Source organism: Halomonas sp. MCCC 1A11062 (assembly GCF_021404355.1).
Classification (GTDB): domain Bacteria; phylum Pseudomonadota; class Gammaproteobacteria; order Pseudomonadales; family Halomonadaceae; genus Halomonas; species Halomonas aerodenitrificans.
In genome coordinates, this window is the sequence record NZ_JABFTW010000037.1 from 1 (window position 1) to 18,953 (window position 18,953).

The 18,953-nt window shown below is 65.5% G+C and carries 16 protein-coding genes; 7 read left to right on the plus strand and 9 right to left on the minus strand.

All coding sequences use genetic code 11. The features are described 5' to 3' along the window. Positions 1-108: 108 nt before the first annotated feature. Positions 109-1,089 (minus strand): TRAP transporter substrate-binding protein, encoded by a 981-nt coding sequence (locus HOP58_RS21865; RefSeq protein WP_234261701.1) that lies wholly within the window; start codon positions 1,087-1,089, stop codon positions 109-111. Positions 1,090-1,588: 499 nt separating this feature from the next. Here HOP58_RS21865 and betT point away from each other — a divergent pair, with 499 nt between their 5' ends. Continuing rightward, entirely contained in the window at positions 1,589-3,634 is a 2,046-nt protein-coding gene (gene betT, locus HOP58_RS21870) for a choline BCCT transporter BetT (RefSeq protein WP_234261703.1), read from the plus strand. A gap of 186 nt (positions 3,635-3,820) precedes the next feature. Then, the gene (dauA, locus tag HOP58_RS21875) at positions 3,821-5,527 is read left to right on the plus strand and encodes a C4-dicarboxylic acid transporter DauA (protein ID WP_234253572.1); all 1,707 of its coding nucleotides are present in this window, start codon (positions 3,821-3,823) and stop codon (positions 5,525-5,527) included. 6 nt (positions 5,528-5,533) lie between these two features. Here dauA and HOP58_RS21880 read toward each other — a convergent pair whose 3' ends face one another. The 8 genes from HOP58_RS21880 to pedF all read right to left on the minus strand — a co-directional run bounded on the left by HOP58_RS21880 (position 5,534) and on the right by pedF (position 14,362). Continuing rightward, complete coding sequence (locus HOP58_RS21880; protein WP_234253571.1) at positions 5,534-5,953, minus strand: secondary thiamine-phosphate synthase enzyme YjbQ; 420 nt, start codon at positions 5,951-5,953, stop codon at positions 5,534-5,536. 142 nt (positions 5,954-6,095) lie between these two features. Then, entirely contained in the window at positions 6,096-7,124 is a 1,029-nt protein-coding gene (gene adhP / locus HOP58_RS21885) for an alcohol dehydrogenase AdhP (protein ID WP_234253569.1), read from the minus strand. Positions 7,125-7,278: 154 nt separating this feature from the next. Continuing rightward, positions 7,279-8,799: an aldehyde dehydrogenase family protein gene (locus HOP58_RS21890; protein ID WP_234261705.1), complete on the minus strand. Its 1,521-nt coding sequence runs from the start codon at positions 8,797-8,799 to the stop codon at positions 7,279-7,281. 251 nt (positions 8,800-9,050) lie between these two features. Continuing rightward, complete coding sequence (locus HOP58_RS21895; RefSeq protein ID WP_234261707.1) at positions 9,051-10,829, minus strand: methanol/ethanol family PQQ-dependent dehydrogenase; 1,779 nt, start codon at positions 10,827-10,829, stop codon at positions 9,051-9,053. Between the two features lie 277 nt (positions 10,830-11,106). Then, a complete protein-coding gene (locus HOP58_RS21900; protein WP_234261709.1) occupies positions 11,107-12,051 on the minus strand; it encodes a quinoprotein relay system zinc metallohydrolase 1 in 945 nt (314 codons plus the stop codon). A 2-nt stretch (positions 12,052-12,053) separates the two neighbouring features. Beyond that, positions 12,054-12,857, minus strand: a complete 804-nt coding sequence (locus HOP58_RS21905) for a quinoprotein dehydrogenase-associated SoxYZ-like carrier (RefSeq protein ID WP_234261711.1) — start codon at positions 12,855-12,857, stop codon at positions 12,054-12,056. Positions 12,858-12,862: 5 nt separating this feature from the next. Beyond that, entirely contained in the window at positions 12,863-13,855 is a 993-nt protein-coding gene (locus tag HOP58_RS21910) for a transporter substrate-binding domain-containing protein (protein ID WP_234261712.1), read from the minus strand. Between the two features lie 45 nt (positions 13,856-13,900). After that, positions 13,901-14,362 carry a cytochrome c-550 PedF gene (gene pedF / locus HOP58_RS21915; protein WP_234261713.1) on the minus strand — a complete coding sequence of 154 codons (462 nt, stop codon included), beginning with the start codon at positions 14,360-14,362 and terminating at the stop codon, positions 13,901-13,903. A gap of 309 nt (positions 14,363-14,671) precedes the next feature. On the opposite strand from pedF, the gene HOP58_RS21920 reads away from it, so the two are divergent. From HOP58_RS21920 to HOP58_RS21940, 5 genes are read left to right on the plus strand one after another with little or no spacing between them, the layout of a single operon-like run. Beyond that, positions 14,672-15,142: a copper-binding protein gene (locus tag HOP58_RS21920; protein WP_234261714.1), complete on the plus strand. Its 471-nt coding sequence runs from the start codon at positions 14,672-14,674 to the stop codon at positions 15,140-15,142. Positions 15,143-15,186: 44 nt separating this feature from the next. Further along, positions 15,187-16,371, plus strand: a complete 1,185-nt coding sequence (locus HOP58_RS21925) for an ABC transporter substrate-binding protein (RefSeq protein WP_234261715.1) — start codon at positions 15,187-15,189, stop codon at positions 16,369-16,371. Between the two features lie 29 nt (positions 16,372-16,400). Then, entirely contained in the window at positions 16,401-17,384 is a 984-nt protein-coding gene (locus tag HOP58_RS21930) for a YVTN family beta-propeller repeat protein (protein WP_234261716.1), read from the plus strand. Further along, positions 17,381-18,109, plus strand: coding sequence for an ATP-binding cassette domain-containing protein (locus HOP58_RS21935; protein WP_234261717.1), 729 nt, complete (start codon positions 17,381-17,383; stop codon positions 18,107-18,109). Before HOP58_RS21930 ends, HOP58_RS21935 begins: the two co-directional genes overlap by 4 nt. After that, positions 18,106-18,912 (plus strand): ABC transporter permease, encoded by an 807-nt coding sequence (locus HOP58_RS21940; RefSeq protein ID WP_234261718.1) that lies wholly within the window; start codon positions 18,106-18,108, stop codon positions 18,910-18,912. Before HOP58_RS21935 ends, HOP58_RS21940 begins: the two co-directional genes overlap by 4 nt. Positions 18,913-18,953 lie beyond the last annotated feature (41 nt).

Sequence of the window (18,953 nt, forward strand, 5' to 3'; positions counted from 1 at the left end):
CGGAGGGTAGAATCGGTCATGGCGTATCCACTCATGTTGATTGAGATCTTGGTCGTGATCAATCAACAGGATACGCCACCCTTCCTACCTCCTCCCATACACCAGAAATCACCATAGCTCCTGCTGTTCGCGCATACCGTTGAGATCGCGCGGATAGCGCTCCATGGCCTTCCAGTACATCTCGGAAGAGGCCGCCTTGGCGGCATACTGCAGAATGGCCTGGAACTCCTCGGGCAGGCTGTCGTGCCGGTTCCTGTTGAAGATGATCTCGAAGGCCTCGCAATCCTGGTGATAGCTGCGCAGCATCCAGGTCTTGCTGACGTCGGGGAAGCCGAGCAGCCGGTCCGACGAGGGGTTGTTGAACTCGGCGCCGTCGAGCAGGCCACGATCCATGGCCGGCACGATATCGCCACCGCCCATGATGGTCACGGCTGCACCGAATTCACGCATCAGGTCCGCCGCCAGGCCCACGGTGCGGTACTTGAGCCCGCGCAGGTCGTCGGCGCTGCGAATCGGCTCCTTGAACCAGCCCAGCGCCTGAGTCGGCATGGGGCCGGTCTGGTAGCCCACCAGCGGCAGCTCGAGCATCTCCAGCAGTTCGCCGTAGAGCTCCATACCGCCTCCAGTCCAGTACCAGGCAAGGAACTGATGGGCATCCCAACCGAAGGGGGGTGGCGTGCCGAACAGCGAGAAGGCCTTGTGCTTGCCGTACCAGTAGGCCGTCACGCCATGGCCGCCGTCGAGCGCGCCGGAGATCACCGCATCCTGCAACTGCAGCGCTCCGACCACGGCACCGGCCGGCAGCAGGTTGAGGCGCAGGCGACCGCCGGACATCTCGTTGACGATGCGCACGTAGTCGGCAGCGAACTCGTGGAAGATATCCTGGTTGGGCCAGGTGCTCTGGAAGCGCAGCGTAGTGGTCTGAGCCACGGCGATACTGGGGAAGCCCACCGCGGCGGCCGCCCCGGCCCCCACGGCCGCTGCCGATCCCGTGAGGAAACGACGACGCGAGGTGTCGGTGGTGGATTTGCTGTCGCTGGCGCTCTGCCCGCCGGCCTGGGCCGCGGGCGCTTTCTTTTCATGAGCCATCAGATACTCCGGAAACAATCGTTATCGTTGTACTTCTTACCCGCTCGAGCCGGCACCGGTCCGAGCGGTCTTCCCGAAAGCATCCATGCCGATACTGGCATAGCGTGCGTGTTCCCTGACTTGCAGTCGGTTACATCAGGTATAGCTGGGGTAAGTAAGCCTGCAAGCGAACTTTGCGTAGGCTCAGTTAACGTTTCGCCCGAATCTGTTAACGCAGGGTTGAAGGGCACAGGCAAAGCGCGTATTTTATTTGAACGTTCATTCAAAAATAAGAGCGGCTTTCCGCCATGAAGTTGTCAGCCCTGACGCCATCATCCAATTCCGCCGCAGCGGCGTACGAACGATCTCCTTTCGGCTTCGGTAGTCGCCGACGGCCCCGTCAGGTCTGAAACATTGAGTGGTCCTCAGGCGTGCTTTCGATTGTCGAGAAACAATCTAGAGCGCGTCTCGACAGGGATTGGCGGAAGGGTTCATTCACTTCGGAATGGAGTTCGCCTACATGGCGCAGAACCTACCCAGCGAGCGTCGCGATCGGCTCAACCCCGTGGTCTTCCACGGCTCGATGGCCGGCATACTGGTCTTCCTCGTCCTCACCATGACCTTCACCGATCAGGCCGGCGCCTTCTTCGACGCCGGCCTGGCCTGGGTCAGCGAAACCTTCGGCTGGTACTACATGCTGGCGGTGCTGGTCTACTTGGTCTTCGTGATTGCCATCGGTATGTCGCGCTTCGGCCGCATCCGTCTCGGTCCCGATCACTCGCGACCAGAGTTCTCGACGCTCTCCTGGGCGGCCATGCTGTTCGCCGCAGGCATCGGCATCGACCTGCTGTTCTTCAGCGTCGCCGAGCCGGTGGCCCACTACCTGATGCCGCCGGAGCTGCCTCCCGAAAGCCAGGAGGCGATGCGCGCCGCCGTGGTCCAGACCTTCATGCACTGGGGGCTTTCCGGCTGGGGGCTCTACGTGCTGATGGGCATGGCGCTGGCTTACTTCAGCTACCGCCACCGCTTGCCGCTGGCCATCCGCAGCGCACTCTACCCACTACTGGGCAAGCGCATCCACGGCCCCATCGGCAACGCCGTGGACATCACCGCGGTGATTTCCACCGTGTTCGGCATCGCTACCAGCCTCGGTATCGGCGTGATGCAGCTCAACTACGGCCTGGCCTACATGTTCGACGTGCCCGAGAGCCTCTCGGTGCAGGTCGTCCTGATCGCGCTGGTAGTGGTACTCGCGACCATCTCGGTGGTCAGTGGGGTGGAGAAGGGCATCCGCCGGCTATCGGAGTTCAACATGCTGTTGGCGCTCGCGCTGCTGCTGTTCGTGCTGTTCCAGGGTCATACCCTGCAACTGCTCGACATGGCGGTGAACAACGCCGGTGACTACCTCTCCAGCTTCGTGGCCATGAGCTTCAACACCTACGCCTTCGCCGGCGAAGAGGCCAACGAGTGGAAAATGTGGTGGACGATCTTCTTCTGGGGCTGGTGGATCGCCTGGACGCCCTTCGTCGGCCTGGTCCTGGCACGTATCTCCCGCGGTCGCACCATCCGTCAATTCGTTGCCGGGGCGCTGGGCATTCCGCTGGCGTTCATGATGGTGTGGATGTCGGTGTTCGGTAACAGCGGCATCGAACTGGTGGCCAATCAGGGCGTCGTCGAACTCGGCGAACAGGCCCTGAATACCCCGCAGACCACCATGTACACGCTGCTCGAATACTACCCCTGGGTCGGTATCACCGCCGCAGTGGTGACGATTCTCGGCATCGTCTTCTTCATCACCTCGGCCGACTCCGGCGCGCTGGTACTGGCGAACTTCACCTCGATCCTGTCGGACGTGAACCACGATGCCCCGATCAGGCTGCGCATCTTCTGGTCGGCGGTGATCGGCCTGGTGACGGTGGCGCTGTTGATGGCAGGTGGCCTGGCGGCGCTGCAGAGCGCAGTGGTGATCACCGCACTGCCCTTCTCGCTGGTGATATTCGCCATCATGCTCGGCATGTACAAAGCGCTGAAGCTGGAGGGCAGCAAGGCCGAAGCGCGCAGCCGCATCGCCGGCACCGCCCCGGGCGGCGACTGGCGCGAGCGTCTCGACCGCGCCCTGGACACCTCTACCCGCGCGGGCGCTGCCGCCACTATCGAGCACGCCATTCGTCCGGCACTCACACAGTTCGCCCAGGAGCTGGAGAGCCGCGGCCAGGAGGCCAATGTCAGCGAGGAGCAGCTCGAAGGCGAGGCGCTGCCCTGCCTGACCCTGCAGGTGGATCTGGAGAATGCCGCCAGCTTCGTCTATCAGGTGTGCCCGCACCGCATGCGCACGCCGAGCTTCCTGCCGGCGGACGACGACTACTACGTGCGGTTGGACGTCTATCTGGCTGAGGGCGGCCAGGAGAAGGATCTCAACGGCTTCACCCGCGGTCAGGTGATCGCCGACGTGCTCTCGGAATACGAGCGCCATCTGCACTTCCTGGCCCTGGCCGACGAGGGCGGCAGCGTGCAGGCCATGCCGGGAGCGGTGGGCGAGCCGCCGGCGGACGCCAGCCCGGCCTGATCGGCTCGCTTGGCCTGGCGCGGCGACACCTCACGGTGTCGCCGCTTTCTTTTGCTCCCTGAACATGGCATAGACGTTGGCCGCCTTGTGGCGACGCAATATGCGGGAGTAACGTTATCGTTACCTTGCACCTCTCTCGGTATCGCCATGGCCCGCTCCCGCCTCCCATCCGGTTTTCGATTCCCCATGCCCGGCAGTGCGCTGCTCGCCGCCTGGCGGGAAGGCTACGGCCTGGCCGAGCTCAAGCGCGACCTGCTGGCCGGTCTGACCATCGGTATCGTCGCGGTGCCACTCTCCATGGCTCTGGCCATCGCCACCGGTGTGCCGCCACAGCATGGGCTGTATACCGCCATCGTGGCCGGTGCCATCATCGCCCTCACCGGCGGCTCGCGCTTCAATATCTCCGGCCCCACTGCCGCCTTCGTGGTCATCCTGTTCCCCATCGTCGCCAGTCATGGGCTCGGCGGGCTGCTGATCGCCACGCTGATGGCAGGGCTGATCCTAGTGGCGCTGGGGCTGGCGCGCCTGGGCAACCTGATCCAGTTCGTGCCCTATCCGGTGGTGCTCGGCTTCACCGCCGGCATCGCCGTGGTGATCGCGCTGCTGCAGCTGCCCGACTTTCTCGGGCTCGACGGCGTCGAGCTCGGCGACAGCACACTGCACAACCTGGCCGCCATCGTACGCGCCGCACCGGGGGTGGCGCCGGCCGAGTTGGGTATCGGCCTGATCACGCTGGCCACGCTGATCCTGTGGCCGCGCTTGAAGCTGCCGGTGCCGGCGCCGCTGGTGGGACTGGCGGTGGGCACGCTGGTTGCCCTGGGCGCCACCTGGTGGGGCATGGAAATCGAGACCATCGCTTCGCGTTTCAGCTGGGAATACCAGGGCCAGAGCGGCAGCGGCATTCCGCCCTTCGCCCCCGGTCTAGTGATGCCCTGGCGGCTGCCGGGGCCGGACGGTCTGCCGCTCACGGTGGATTTCGCCCTAATCCGCGAGCTGCTCGGCCCGGCCTTGGCCATCGCCATGCTGGCGGCCATCGAGTCGCTGCTCTGCGCGGTGGTGGCCGACGGCCTGACGCGCACCCGCCACGACCCCAATGCCGAACTGATCGGCCAGGGGCTGGGCAACATTGCCGCACCTTTCTTCGGCGGCATCACCGCCACCGCGGCACTGGCGCGCACGGCCACCAACGTGCGCAGCGGCGCCTTCTCGCCGCTGGCCGCGGTGATTCATGCGCTGGTCGTGCTGCTGGCGGTAGTGGCGCTGGCGGGCGTGCTGGCCCTGGTGCCGATGGCGGCGCTTGCCGCGCTGCTGTTCATCATCGCCTGGAACATGAGCGAGGCGCGCCACTTCATGCACACCTTGAAGAGCGCGCCGGGCAGCGACGTCGCCATCCTGGTGATCTGCTTCCTGCTCACGGTGGTGTTCGACATGGTGCTGGCGGTGGCGGTCGGCATCGGCCTTGCCGCGGCGCTGTTCATTCGCCGCATGGCCCACCTGACCCATGCGCGACGCCTGGAACCGGGCCTCGACGAGGAGAGCCGCGACCTGCCCCGTCAGGTGGCGCTCTACGACATCAACGGACCGCTGTTCTTCGGCGCCGCGGAGAAGGCCGTATCGTCGCTGCGGGTGGTGGACCCCGACGTGCGGGTGGTGATGCTCGACATGCGCGACGTGCCGAGCCTGGATGCCACCGCCATCGTCGCCCTGCAGTCGCTGGTCGAGGAGCTGAGTACGCGCCAGGTGGGGCTGATCTTCATCGGTATGCCGGCGCGCATGGTGCTCAAGCTCAAGCGTGCCGGGGTCAAGCGTCAGGCCGGTCGTCTGGCCGCCGTGCGCCAGCCCGCCCAGGCCCGCCGGCTGGCCGAGCAGTGGCTAGCCACGCCGGCCGCTTGAAACGCGCTACTCGCCCTGCAGCGTGGCGATCAGCCGCCGCGCGCCACCGTGGTCTCGGTGCTCGCCGAGCCAGATGCCTTGCCAGGTGCCCAGCGCCAAGCGGCCGTCGCGCACCGCCAGGGTCAGTTGGGTGCCGAGCAGGCTGGCGCAGACGTGGGCGGGCATGTCGTCCGGCCCCTCCAGGGTGTGGCGGAAATAGGGCAGATCCCCCGGGATACGCTCGCGCAGGAAGGCGTCGAGGTCGTGACGCACGTCCGGGTCGGCGTTCTCGTTGAGGGTCAGCGAGGCCGAGGTGTGCAGCAGCTGCAAGTGCAGCAGGCCGACCCTCACCTCGCGCAACTCGGCCAGCGCCCTGGTTATCTCGTCGGTGATCAGGTGAAAGCCGCGCGAGCGCGGCGCCAGGCGCAGCTCCTGCTGATGCCACATGGCGACTCTCCTCGTCGGTGGCTTGGACGGATGTTCGTCCATGCTAGCGGGTCTGTCGGCTAGGCCCAAATCAGCTGCAAAAAAAGGCGCGACCGAGGTCGCGCCTGAACGCCGCCAGCTCAGGCGACGAGAGAGCAATCTTTCAGCTGGCCAGATCGAGCACCACCCGGCCTTCGATCTTGCCTTCGTGAAGTCGCTGGAAGACGTCGTTGATGTTCTCCAATCGGTCGGTGCTCACCGTGGCCTTGACCTTGCCCTCGCCAGCGAAGTCGAGCGATTCCTGCAGGTCCTGGCGGGTGCCGACGATGGAGCCACGCACGGTGATGCCATTGAGCACGGTCTCGAAGATCGGCAGCGGGAAGTCACCGGGCGGCAGGCCGTTGAGCGAGATGGTGCCGCCGCGGCGCACCATGCCCTGAGCCTGCTCGAAGGCCTTGGGCGACACCGCCGTGACCAGCACTCCGTGGGCGCCACCAATGGTCTTCTTGAGATAGGCCACCGGGTCGGTCTTGGCCGCGTTGACCGTGACGCTGGCCCCCAGACGCTCGGCCAGCGCCAGCTTGGCGTCGTCGATGTCCACGGCGGCCACGTTGAGCCCCATAGCCTTGGCGTACTGCACTGCCATGTGACCCAGGCCGCCGATGCCCGAGATGACCACCCACTGGCCGGGGCGGGTGTCGGTGACCTTGAGCCCCTTGTAGACAGTGACGCCGGCGCACAGCACCGGGGCGATTTCGACGAAGCCGACGTTGTCCGGCAGGTGGCCGGCATAGTCCGCCACCGCCAGGGTGTAGTCGGCGAAGCCGCCATTCACCGAATAGCCGGTGTTCTGCTGCGACTCGCACAGGGTTTCCCAGCCGCCCAGGCAGTGCTCGCAGTGGCCGCAGGCGGAGTGCAGCCAGGGTACGCCGATGCGGTCGCCCTCTTTCAGGTGCTTGACCCCGGCGCCAACGGCGGCGACGTGTCCCACACCCTCGTGGCCGGGAATGAAGGGGGGATTGGGTTTGACCGGCCAGTCGCCGTGGGCGGCGTGCAGGTCGGTATGGCACACGCCGGAGGCGGCGATCTTGACCAGCACCTCGCCGGGACCGGGACGCGGTACCTCGACCTCTTCGATGGCCAACGGTTCGCCAAACTTGCGCACCACGGCGGCTCTCATCGTCTTGTCCATAGCCTTGCTCTCCTTATCTCCTGTCGTGTCGGACGGCAGTTGCCGAGCGACGGAATCAACGCAATCGCCAGGGCCTGGAGTGGTGGGCCACTCTCGAAAAAGAGGCAGGACGCCGCCCGGCAGGGCCGGGCGGCGTGGTTCACGACATGCCGACTCAGAAGAAGCCGAGCGGGTTGATGTCGTAGCTCACCAGCAGGTTCTTGGTCTGCTGGTAGTGCTCGAGCGCTACCTTGTGGGTCTCGCGGCCGACACCGGATTTCTTGTAGCCACCAAAGGCGGCGTGGGCCGGGTACTGGTGGTAGCAGTTGGTCCACACGCGGCCGGCCTGGATGCCGCGGCCCATGCGGAAGGCGACGTTGATGTCGCGGCTCCACACGCCGGCGCCGAGACCGAACTCGGTATCGTTGGCGATGGCCAGGGCCTCGGCCTCGTCCTTGAAGGTGGTCACCGCCACCACCGGGCCGAAGATCTCCTCCTGGAACACGCGCATCTTGTTATTGCCCTTGAGCAGGGTCGGCTGGATGTAATAGCCCTTGTCGTAGGCCGGATCGAAGCTCTCCTTGTCGCCACCGGTGAGGAACTCGGCGCCCTCTTCACGGGCGATGTCCATGTAGGACATGATCTTGTCGAACTGCTCCTGGGAGGCCTGAGCACCGACCTGCACGTCGGTGTCCAGCGGGTTGCCGCGCTTGATCTTGCTCACACGTTCCATGACCTTGGCCATGAAGGCGTCGTAGATGTCTTCCTGGATCAGCGCCCGCGACGGGCAGGTACACACCTCGCCCTGGTTGAAGAACGCCAGCACCAGGCCCTCGGCAGCCTTTTCGATGAACTCCGGTTCGGCGTCCATGATGTCGGCGAAGTAGATGTTGGGCGATTTGCCGCCCAGCTCCACGGTGGAGGGAATGATGTTGTCGGCGGCGCACTTGAGAATATGCGCACCCACCGGGGTAGAGCCAGTGAAGGCGATCTTGGCAATGCGCTTGCTGGTGGCCAGCGCCTGGCCCGCTTCGGCGCCGTAGCCGTTGACCACGTTGACCACGCCCGGCGGCAGCAGGTCGCCGACCAGCTTCATCAGCTCGAGCACCGAGGCCGGGGTCTGCTCGGCGGGCTTGAGTACCACGCAGTTGCCGGCGGCCAGGGCCGGGGCCAGCTTCCACACCGCCATCAGCAGCGGGAAGTTCCACGGGATGATCTGCCCCACCACGCCCAGCGGCTCGTGGAAGTGGTAGGAGACGGTGTTGGCGTCGATGTCGGCGGCGGTGCCTTCCTGAGCGCGGATACAGCCGGCGAAGTAGCGGAAGTGGTCGACGGCCAGCGGCAGGTCGGCGTTGAGGGTCTCGCGCACCGCCTTGCCGTTGTCCCAGGTCTCGGCGACGGCGAGCTTCTCCAGGTTCTGCTCGATACGGTCGGCCATCTTGAGCAGGATGTTGCTGCGCTCGGCAGCGGAAGTCCGGCCCCAGGCGGGAGCGGCGGCATGGGCGGCATCCAGCGCCTTGTCGATGTCCTCGGCGGTGGAGCGCGGAATCTGGCAGAACACCTCGCCGTTGACCGGGCTGACGTTGTCGAAGTACTGGCCCTTGACCGGCGGAACGAACTCACCGTTGATGTAGTTGCCGTAGCGCTGTTCGAAGGTGATGACGGAACCGGACTGACCGGGATTGGCGTAGATCATGATGCTAGCTCCTGATTGAGTTGTTCTTGCTCGGCAATACAGAGAAAGGCTGCTTGCTTTCGGGTCGTCGGTAGCGCCGCCGGGTACTGCCCCGGCTCGCTTCACCGGCCCGCCAGGAAGCGAGTCTTGTAGCCAGTGTAGATACCCTTTGGTGGCCTGCCCCATACTTCATTTGAAGGAGGATGGGGTGGTCTTTGGTAGTAGCCTGCCGGGCCCGGTTGCGGCCCGGCTAGCGATGTTTCCGCCCCCTCTTACTGCGCGTACTCACGCGGCAGCTTGAAGGTCCACAGCATGCCGCCCTGGTTGAAGTTCTTGATCACCTCGGCCACCTCGCCGCCCCACAGGGGCACCGCGCCGCCCCAGCCGGACACCACCGAAACGTACTGCTCGCCATCCATCTCCCAGGTGATCGGTGTCGCCACCACGCCGGAGCCGGTATTGAACCCCCACAGCTCCTCGCCGGTGGTGGCATCGAACGCCTTGAGATAGCCCTCCGGCGTACCGGTGAAGACCAGGTTGCCGGCAGTGGTCATCACGCCGCCCCACAGCGGGGCGCGATTCTCGTGACGCCACACCTCTTCGCCGGTACGCGGATCGACCGCCCGCAGCACGCCGATGTAGTCGTCGTTGGCGGGTCGGATGGTGAACCCAGCGCCCAGGTAGGCCGCCCCCTTGCGGTAGGAAACCGGCTCGTTCCAGATATCCATCATCCACTCGTTGGAGGGGATGTAGAAAAGGCCGGTGTCCTGGCTGTAAGCCATGGGGTTCCAGTTCTTGGCCCCCAGGAAGGCCGGATAGGCTGCCACCGACTCACCGCGCTCGCCCTCGACGTCAGCGGGATTTCCCGGCCGCCCACCCTCGGTGAAGATCGGCCGGCCGCTCTCGTCCAGGCCCTCCGCCCAGGTGATCTTGTCGGCGAAGGGGAAGCCGCGAATGAACTCGCCGTTCTCACGGTTCAGTACGTAGAAGAAGCCGTTGCGATCCGCCGTGGCGGCGGCCTTGATCAGACTGCCGTTCTCTTCGTAGTCGAAGGAGATCACCTCGTTGACGCCGTCGTAATCCCAGCCGTCGTTGGGCGTGGCCTGGAAGTGCCACTTGATGCTGCCGTCATCGGGGTCGATGGCCAACCGTGAGGAGCTGTAGAGGTTGTCGCCGGGGCGCAGGTGGGAATTCCACGGCGCCGGGTTGCCGGTGCCGATCAGCAGGGTATGGGTGTCGACATCGTAGAAGCCACCCAGCCAGGGGGCTCCGCCGCCCTGCTCCCACATGTCGCCCGGCCAGGTCTGCCCGGCCTCGCCGCCGGTGATGCCGTGCTCCACCGCTTCGCCGTTCTCATAGACGTAGCCCATGTGGCCCTCGATCACCGGTCGGGTCCACAGCTCGTCGCCGGTCTCGGCATCGAAGGCGAAGATCGTGCCCACCACGCCGAACTCGCCACCGGCCACCCCGGTGATCAGCTTGCCGTCGATGACGATGGGCGCCGCCGTGATGGAGTGCCCCGCCTGATAGTCGGCCACGCGCTTGATCCACTGCACCCGCCCGGTCTCACGGTCCAGCGCCACCAGACGTGCATCCAGGGTGCCGAAATAGACCTTGTCGCCATAGATGGCAGCACCTCGGTTGATCACGTCGCAGCAAGGCATGATCCCATCCGGCAGACGCGCCTCGTACTGCCAGATCTGCTCACCGGTATAGGCGTCCACCGCCCAGATGCGGGAATAGGAGCCGGTCACGTACATCACGCCATCCTTGACCAGCGGCTGAGACTCCTGGCCCCGCTGCTTCTCGCCGCCGAAGGAGAAGGCCCACACCGGCCTGAGTTGATGGACGTTGTCGGTATTGAGTGTCGTCAGCGGGCTGTAGCGCTGGCCTTTCAGGCCCATGCCATTGGTGACCACCTGATCGGTGGTGAGATGGTCGTTGAGCATGTCGTCGAAGGTGACGGCCTGGGCCTGGGCGGAAATGGCCAGGGCGAGGGCCATCAGGGCAAACGGTCGAGACAGCTTGCCGATGGGAAATGACTGAGTCATGACGCTCTCCGGAGGGGCAGTAGATCAACAGGATTGTTATTCGCTCCAGCGCCGCTCCTGCCAGGCGCTTCACGACTCAATGTGTGCCATGTGTAACGGACCAACCATGGCCAACAGGGACGACATGCTCTCCTCACTTGGTCGTAATACTTCCCGATTCTTGAGTCAAAAAGGACCATGAAAAGCAAAAAATCCACCCGCCTCCCTGCTGACAGGAAGAGAAGTGGCAAGAGCCATGCGCGACTAGAAACGGTAATGAATCGGGTTCGGTGTGGTGTCATCCCCCGTCGGAAATCAGCTCGAGAGCTTCCAGTTCATAGCGACCGTAGAGGTGTACCACGCTGCGCATCAGCTCGTGACGAGCCACGGCAATTTCATCGAATCGTTGGGGAATCGGCAGCGCCATGACTTCGCTTGCGGTCATGCCGTCAGCGGCGGCGCTGCGCAGGGTGTCGTCCAGCCAGGCGAGATAGTCCTGCATCTGGGCGAAGGCTCGGCGGTCGCTGACCACCGGCCCGTGCCCAGGCACCAGGTAGCGAAAGTCGAGGGCCTCGAGCTGGCGAAGCTCCTCGCGCCAGACGTCGATCCCCGGGGTATGTGGCGTAGTGAGCGCGCGCTGGTAGAACACCATGTCGGCCGCCAACAGCAAGCCGGACCGGTGGTCGAACAGCACCAGATCGGCCCCCGAATGCCCGCTCATGGCGATCAGTTCGATCTCCCGACCGCCGATCGTCACACGCCCGGGGGTCACTACCTGAGTGGGCAGTACGACCTCGGTGCCGCGCATCCAGTCGCCCAGTGCGCGGTAGAGATTGTCGGCGAAGTCGTCGCCCTGCTCGGCAAGAAGCCGAATCGTTCCCACCAGGGCGTGGAGGATGTCGGCATCGAAGGCCTGGTTGCCGAACACATGGTCGGGATGGTGATGCGAGAGAAACACATGGGTGATGGGCAGCGCGGTCACCGCCTCTATCGCTTCACGCATCTGCTCGCCATAGCGTCGCGAAGGCCCGGTGTCGAACACGATCACCCCTTCCTCGGTGATGAGGAAGGCGGTATTGACGATATTGCCGCCATTGGTGCGGGCAAAATCCTCGTTAACGCCTTCGAAGACCCACACACCCGGAGCGATCTCCAGCGGCTCGAGGTGGTAGCGATAGGCATCGGCCAGGGCGGGAAAATGCCCCATCAGCAGACAGCCCAGCAACAGCAGGAGCTGGCGCATGCTCATCCCCCCAGATGGCTTTCGATGAGGTTGCCGCCATTGTCGCGCAGCAGCAGGACGATGCCGGCCGGCTCGTCGTGGTGCTCCAGGTCGAAGACGAACAGCGGGTTCTCCGAGGCCGACTCCGACAGCGTCATGCTGGCCAGGCGCTGCTGGCTCGCTGCGTGCCGGAGCTCCACGCTCTCGATGTTGAAGCGGGGGATGTTGGCCACCATGCCGGAGTCCATGGGATGCATGACCTGGGCCTTGAGCCGGCTGCCGGGCATGCCGCCGGCCGGCGAGAACAGCGCGCCGCGCACCTGGCCGAAGCTGTTCGCCCAGTCGGGGTTGCTGGCGGTGACGCTGGGCGCAGTGCACCCGCCACCGGCGGCCTCGACGTGAATGCTGCCGATGTGCCAGATGTGCTGGTCGTCACGTACCGCGGCGCGCACGGTGGATGCCTGCTGAATGCGGAAGTTGAGCGCCACGGTGCGGATGTCAGCTGCCTCGGGGCGCAGGGTGAAGAGATGTGGCACCGGGTTGAGGTCGACCCAGGTAATCACTTCCTGTACGGCATGGGGAAACGCCGACAGATCGACGGTCAGCGGTACCTGGGTGGCATCCTCGGCGAAGGGCGGCGCCTTGAGCACCACCGTGTCGCTGTGGCGGATGTCGGCCCCTTCGCCCAGATAGCGGGCCAGATTGTAGTCCCACATCGGTGAGCGGAAGGGATCCTCCGGCACCTCGGCTATCGCCGGCGTGCTCGTCAGCCAGGCCAGGGCCAGCAGCCAGACGCCGCGGCGCGATTCAGGCAGGCAGCGGAGCATCTTCGTCACTCCGCCTGGCCGAGAATTTCGGCGTAGAAGTCGGGCATGCGGTAGACCAGCGCATGGGCCTGGAAGATATCGTCCAGGCTGCCCTCTCGCACCGCACGGTCGACGATCGCCTCGACGGCATAGCCCAACTGACGGTGGCTGTGGCGCACCGCCATGCCGATGTCCCACTGCTGACGGGAGATGCCCGGGAACACCGCCTCGGCGAGGCGGAAGTCGTGTTGCGGATACTGCGCCAGGTAATGTTCGAGCTCGCCGCGCATGGCCATGACCCCGGCCACCTCGCCGCTGGCCATGGCGGCGAAGGCGTCTCCCACGTCGCGGTAGTGACGTACGCCATCACGCAGCTGACCGCCCATGGTGGCCGTCAGATAAGTGGCCGGCAGGGTGTCGTACTCGGCACCGATGCGCTGCTGGCGGAAGCTGCCCAGGGTGACCTCGCTCCCGAGCCGGCCGGCATCGTAGGCGATGTCCCACTGCTCGCGCTGATAGGGTCCGAACATCACCACGCTCTTGTTGATGTACTCGCCGGTGGAGTCGCGCATGTAGGAGAAGTCGCGATCGTAGGGCACCCGCATCATCACGTCGGCCACCTGGGTGGGGCGCAGGTAGTGACCGCGGGAGACGCTGTTGCCCAGGTCGCGCCCCAGGCTGCTCCCAGGCTTGATCCAGAAGGGCCGAAACTCCACCCCCAGCCCGGCGGCGATGGCCCGGCCGATCTCGGCATCGATACCGCGCGCCTCTCCCTGCTCATCGCGATAGGCGTAGGGGGGAAAGTCCTGGTAGAGCCCGATGTTGATGTGCCCCGATGCCATGATCTCATCGAGATCGCGCAGCGCAGGGCGCCGCAGCAGCTCGGCGCTGGCCTGGCTTAGCGTCACCTCGTGGGCGGTTTCGAGTGCTGCCGCCGAGAGTTCGCCCGCCCCGCTCGGCGAAGCCAGCAGCAGACAGCCGAACGCCGCCAGCACGCTGATCCAGTTGCGCTTGCCCATGATGCGCTCCTCCTTCCCGGGAAATCGGTCGGTACTCGTGTTGCCTCAGGGGGTCACCGATTCGATGTAGGTCTTGATCGCCCAGATGGCGGTCTGATCGAGGTTGGACTTGAACGACGGCATCCCCCGCTCGGTGCCGTTGATCACGCGCTGCAGGTAGAACTCATCGTCCCACTCCTCGAGGTTGCGCAGATCGGGGGTCAGCCCGCCCGACATGGCCTGGATGCCGTGGCAAACGGCGCAGTTACCGGCGTAGCCGCGCTCGCCGACCGCAACCGCTTCGTCGTGAAGGTCAGCGTGCTGGTTGCCGGGACGGAAGGGGTTTTCCATCAGCGGCGCCTCGCCCAGATCGGGCAAGCCCTTGGTGTCGACCTCCTGGGGCGTGACGTCGCCATGGCCCAGGGCAGCGCTGGCGGCGCCCAGCGACAGCGCCAGCAGCGCCACACCGGCAAGGCGTCGGGAAACGAGGACGGCGGAAGAAACGGCAGGTAGAGGCATGCGGTTCATGGGAGCACCTGTTGTTGTGGCGATTGACTTGTCGTGTTGATTGACTCGTTGTGGTGACTGGCTGAGTCGAGTCTGGTCACAACGCAGCGCAGCCGCATCGCCACTTTCTGCCCCTTCCCCCTCCTTCCTTGGTCGTAGTTCGCTCTTCCCGCCCTGCTCCCGTCTTACGCCCTTGGGAGGAGCACAAGAGCCCCATGGTGGCATGGGGCCAAACCGGGCGAAGTGCTGAACTGCTTATCACCCCTACATGCAAACGCACATCACGACACGCTCATCACGACTCTAATCATGACAACAAGGACAACGAACATGACTGACGCCACTCTCACCTCACCGATCGCACGCCCCACCTACCGTCACGCCGGCCTGGCGCTACTCGCTGCGGCCCTGGGCCTCTCCTCGACCCTGGCCCTGGCGGCAGGGGATCTCGCCACCCGCCCCGAGCGCCTGGAACGCCTGGTGATCGGCACCGGCGAGAGCATGCTCGGCGTGTCGGTGCGCGAACATCACATGGAGACCGGCCAGTCCTACCGCCTGGTGATCGAAGCCACCGGCATGCAGGAGTGCGCCTGGGTGGCGCCCGCCTTCTTCAAGAATGCCTGGCTGCGCAAGATCGAGGTGGGCGATGTGGAGATCAAGGCCCCTACCCTCACCGAGCTGGAGTTCGAGCGCGAGGGCGAGGCGGAGCTGTTCTTCGTGCCCATCCGCCCCGGCAGCTACGAATGGGCCTGTGCCGGCCTGGAAGAGCGCGGTGTGACCGGCACCTTCATCGTGCAGTGACCTGACCTTCCACTGCCCCACAGGAGCCGATCATGAAGCCGATCATGAAAGAGTCCCCGCTTAGCCATTGCCTGGCCGGCGGCGTATTTCTCGCCACCTGCCTGCTCACCGCCCAGGTTCAGGCCGACGCACTGGAGGTACGCTTCGGCTACCTGCAGTGGCAGCCCGACCGCGGGCCGGCGCTGGCCCGGCTGACTCCCGAGCCCGAAGACGCCGGCCTGCAGGGTGCCCAGCTGGCGATCAGCGACAACCAGAGCACCGGCCGCTTCATGGGCCAGAACTACCAGCTCGAGAGCGCCATCCTCGGCAGCGAGGAGGCGCTGCTGGAAGCTCTGGCCGACATGCTGGAGGACGACATCGATCTGGTCGTGCTGAATACCCCGGCGGCAACCCTGCGCAAGGCCAGCGAGCTCAGCGGCGACCGCGCCCTGTTGTTCAACGCTGGCTCGCGTGACGTCTCGCTGCGTCTCGACGAGTGCTCCCCCTATCTGCTGCACACCGCCCCCAGCCACGCCATGCTCACCGATGCCCTGGCCCAGTGGCTGAACGTGCGCCGCTGGCGCTCGGTGTTCCTGATCAGCGGCGCGACCGACGACGACCGGGCCTGGGCCGAGGCCTTCCGCCGCTCGGCGCAGAAGTTCGCCTTGAACGTGGTCACCGACAAGGAGTGGACTTTCGAGGCCGACATGCGCCGCAACGCCTCCGCCGAGCTGCCGCTGTTCACCCAGGGGCCCGACTACGACGTGGTGGTGGTGGCCGACGAGCGCAACGACTTCGGCGACTTCGTGCCCTTCAACACCTGGCTGCCCAGGCCGGTGGTAGGCACCCAGGGCATGGCACCGGACGCCTGGCACCCGGCCATCGAGGCATGGGGGGCAGCGCAGCTGCAGAACCGCTTTGCCAAGCAGGCCGAACGCACCATGACCGGAACTGACTACGCCGCCTGGGCGGCAATACGCGCCGTAGGTGAAGCAGTGACGCGCACCGGCAGCGACGACATGGAGACCCTGCGCGACTACCTGCTTGGCGACGACTTCGAGCTGGCCGCCTTCAAGGGCCGGCCGCTGAGCTTCCGCGACTGGAACGGCCAGCTGCGCCAGCCGGTGCCGCTGGCCCACCCCAACAGCCTGGTGGCCATGGCCCCGTTCGAGGGCTTCCTTCACCAGCATACCGAGCTCGACACCCTGGGCTATGACCGTCCGGAAAGTCGCTGTCGCCTGACCGACTGAGCCCCCCCTGACCGCACCGAGGAATCGACATGAAAATCGCCACTCGCCTAGCCGCCTTCTGCCTGACCCTGGGTCTCTCCACACCGCTGTGGGCCCAGAGTCTGGCCTACGTCTCCAACGAGCGCGATCACACCATCTCGGTGATCGACATGGCCACCCTGGAAGTGGTGGACACCTTCCCCGTCGGCCAGCGCCCGCGCGGCATTCTGCTCTCCCCCGACGAGAGCCTGCTCTACGTCTGTGCCAGCGATGACGACACCGTCCAGGTGGTCGATCTGGCCACGCGCAAGGTGATCGACACCCTGCCCTCCGGCGAGGATCCGGAGCAGTTCGCCCTGCACCCCAATGGGCGCCATCTCTACATCGCCAACGAGGACGATGCTCTGGTCACCGTGCTCGACGTGGAAACCAAGCGCGTGCTGGCCCAGATCGAGGTCGGTATCGAGCCCGAGGGCATGGGGGTGAGCCACGACGGCCGCTGGGCGGTGAATACCAGCGAGACCTCCAACATGCTGCACTGGATCAACACCGAGACCTTCGAGATCGAGAAGAACATCGTGATCGGCTCCCGGCCGCGCCACGTGGAGTTCACCCGAGACGACGCTCTGCTTTGGGCCTCGGCGGAGATCGGCGGCACCGTGCACATCATCGATGTGGAGAGCCTCGAAGAGATCCACACCATCGACTTCCGCATTCCCGGGGTGAATCAGGACCGGGTCCAGCCGGTAGGCATCCAGCTCACCTCCGACGGCCGCTACGCCTTCGTCGCCCTGGGCCCGGCCAATCATATCGCCGTGGTGGATGCCCAGACCTTCGAGGTGCTCGACTACCTGCTGGTGGGCGCCCGAGTGTGGCAGGTGGCGCTCAGCCCCGACGAGAAGACACTGCTCACCACCAACGGCGTGAGCGGCGATGTCTCGGTGATCGACGTGGACAAGCTGGAAGTGATCAAGAGCATCGACGTGGGCCGCTTCCCGTGGGGCGTGAAGATCACCTCGGGAACCCAGTCGTGAACGTGCAAGCTCTCGGTATCGGCTATCGCTACCGACACGATCCCGTCCTGCAGGAGGTCAGCTTCACGCTGGCCTCCGGCCGTTTCCACGCCCTGCTGGGCCCCAACGGCGCCGGCAAGTCGACCCTGTTCGGCCTGCTCACGCGCCTGCTCGCCCTGCAGCAGGGCGATCTGCTGCTGGGCGGCCGCTCGCTACGGCACCAGCCTGCCGCGGTGATGCGCCACATGGGCGTGGTGTTTCAGCAGAACGCCCTGGACCTGGATCTCAACGTGATGCAGAACCTGCTCTATCACGCCGCCCTGCACGGCATGTCGCCACGCGAGGCCCGCCGGCGCTGCGCCGAAGAGCTCGAGCGCCAGCGGCTGGACACCCATGCCCGCACGCCGGTGCGCCGGCTCAACGGCGGCCACCGCCGCCGCGTGGAGATCGCCCGCGCCCTGCTGCACCGCCCCGCCCTGCTGCTGCTCGACGAGGCCACCGCCGGGCTCGACCTCGACAGCCGGGCAGCGCTCAACGCCCATGTGCGCGAGCTGTGTCGGGAACGGGGCCTCACCGTGCTGTGGGCCACCCACCTCATCGAGGAGGTCGGCGACGGCGATCGGGTACTGGTGCTGCACCGCGGCCGGCTGCTGGCCGACGAAACCGGCGAGGCGCTATGCCGCCGACATGGCGGTACCAGCCTGACCAAGACCTTTCACAGCCTGACCCGGGAGGCCGTGGCATGACACCGCGCGATTACTGGTACTGCTTTCTGGGCGTACAGAAGCGTGAATGGCTGCGCTTCTGGCAGCAGCGTACGCGCTTCGCCAGCGCCTTGGTCCGGCCATTGCTGTGGCTGGTGGTGTTCGCCGCCGGCTTTCGCATGGTGCTGGGGGTGTCGATCATCCCGCCCTATGTGACCTACATCACCTACGAGACATACATCGTGCCCGGGCTGTGCGGCATGATCATCCTGTTCAACTCCATGCAGGGCGCGCTCTCCATGGTCTACGACCGTGAGCTGGGCTCCATGCGGGTGCTGCTCACCAGCCCGCTGCCACGCCCCTTCCTGCTGCTGACCAAGCTGCTGGCCATGGGCAGCGTCTCGGTCGCCCAAGTGTACGTCTTCCTGCTCATCGCCCGCTGGGGCGTCGGCGTGCGTCCGCCGCTCGAGGGTTACCTGGCGGTCTTGCCGGCGCTGCTGTTGGCGTCGCTGATGCTGGGCGCGCTGGGGCTGCTGATCGCCACCTGGATCAAGCAACTGGAGAACTTCGCCGGGGTCATGAACTTCGTCATCTTCCCGATGTTCTTTCTTTCCTCGGCGCTCTATCCGCTGTGGCGCATGCAGGAAGCCAGCCCCTGGATCTATCAATTGTGCCTGCTCAATCCCTTCACCCACGCCGTCGAGACGCTGCGCTTCGCGCTTTATCTGCAGTGGAACGGCGAGGCGGCCACCATCACGCTGGCCACCACCCTGGTGCTGGCCGCGCTGGCGATCGGCGGCTTTCGGCCCCAGCGGACCAGGCTACTTGGCATGCCTATCAACTAGGCTATGCCTGAAAACTGCCTGCGCTTGGCCATACAGCGTTA

Bases quoted from the DNA above. Each gene is read 5' to 3' on its own strand.
- HOP58_RS21865 (WP_234261701.1), bottom strand. From the start codon at position 1,089: ATGGCTCATGAAAAGAAAGCGCCCGCGGCCCAGGCCGGCGGGCAGAGC.
- betT (WP_234261703.1), top strand. From the start codon at position 1,589: ATGGCGCAGAACCTACCCAGCGAGCGTCGCGATCGGCTCAACCCCGTG.
- dauA (WP_234253572.1), top strand. From the start codon at position 3,821: ATGCCCGGCAGTGCGCTGCTCGCCGCCTGGCGGGAAGGCTACGGCCTG.
- HOP58_RS21880 (WP_234253571.1), bottom strand. From the start codon at position 5,953: ATGTGGCATCAGCAGGAGCTGCGCCTGGCGCCGCGCTCGCGCGGCTTT.
- adhP (WP_234253569.1), bottom strand. From the start codon at position 7,124: ATGGACAAGACGATGAGAGCCGCCGTGGTGCGCAAGTTTGGCGAACCG.
- HOP58_RS21890 (WP_234261705.1), bottom strand. From the start codon at position 8,799: ATGATCTACGCCAATCCCGGTCAGTCCGGTTCCGTCATCACCTTCGAA.
- HOP58_RS21895 (WP_234261707.1), bottom strand. From the start codon at position 10,829: ATGACTCAGTCATTTCCCATCGGCAAGCTGTCTCGACCGTTTGCCCTG.
- HOP58_RS21900 (WP_234261709.1), bottom strand. From the start codon at position 12,051: ATGCGCCAGCTCCTGCTGTTGCTGGGCTGTCTGCTGATGGGGCATTTT.
- HOP58_RS21905 (WP_234261711.1), bottom strand. From the start codon at position 12,857: ATGCTCCGCTGCCTGCCTGAATCGCGCCGCGGCGTCTGGCTGCTGGCC.
- HOP58_RS21910 (WP_234261712.1), bottom strand. From the start codon at position 13,855: ATGGGCAAGCGCAACTGGATCAGCGTGCTGGCGGCGTTCGGCTGTCTG.
- pedF (WP_234261713.1), bottom strand. From the start codon at position 14,362: ATGAACCGCATGCCTCTACCTGCCGTTTCTTCCGCCGTCCTCGTTTCC.
- HOP58_RS21920 (WP_234261714.1), top strand. From the start codon at position 14,672: ATGACTGACGCCACTCTCACCTCACCGATCGCACGCCCCACCTACCGT.
- HOP58_RS21925 (WP_234261715.1), top strand. From the start codon at position 15,187: ATGAAAGAGTCCCCGCTTAGCCATTGCCTGGCCGGCGGCGTATTTCTC.
- HOP58_RS21930 (WP_234261716.1), top strand. From the start codon at position 16,401: ATGAAAATCGCCACTCGCCTAGCCGCCTTCTGCCTGACCCTGGGTCTC.
- HOP58_RS21940 (WP_234261718.1), top strand. From the start codon at position 18,106: ATGACACCGCGCGATTACTGGTACTGCTTTCTGGGCGTACAGAAGCGT.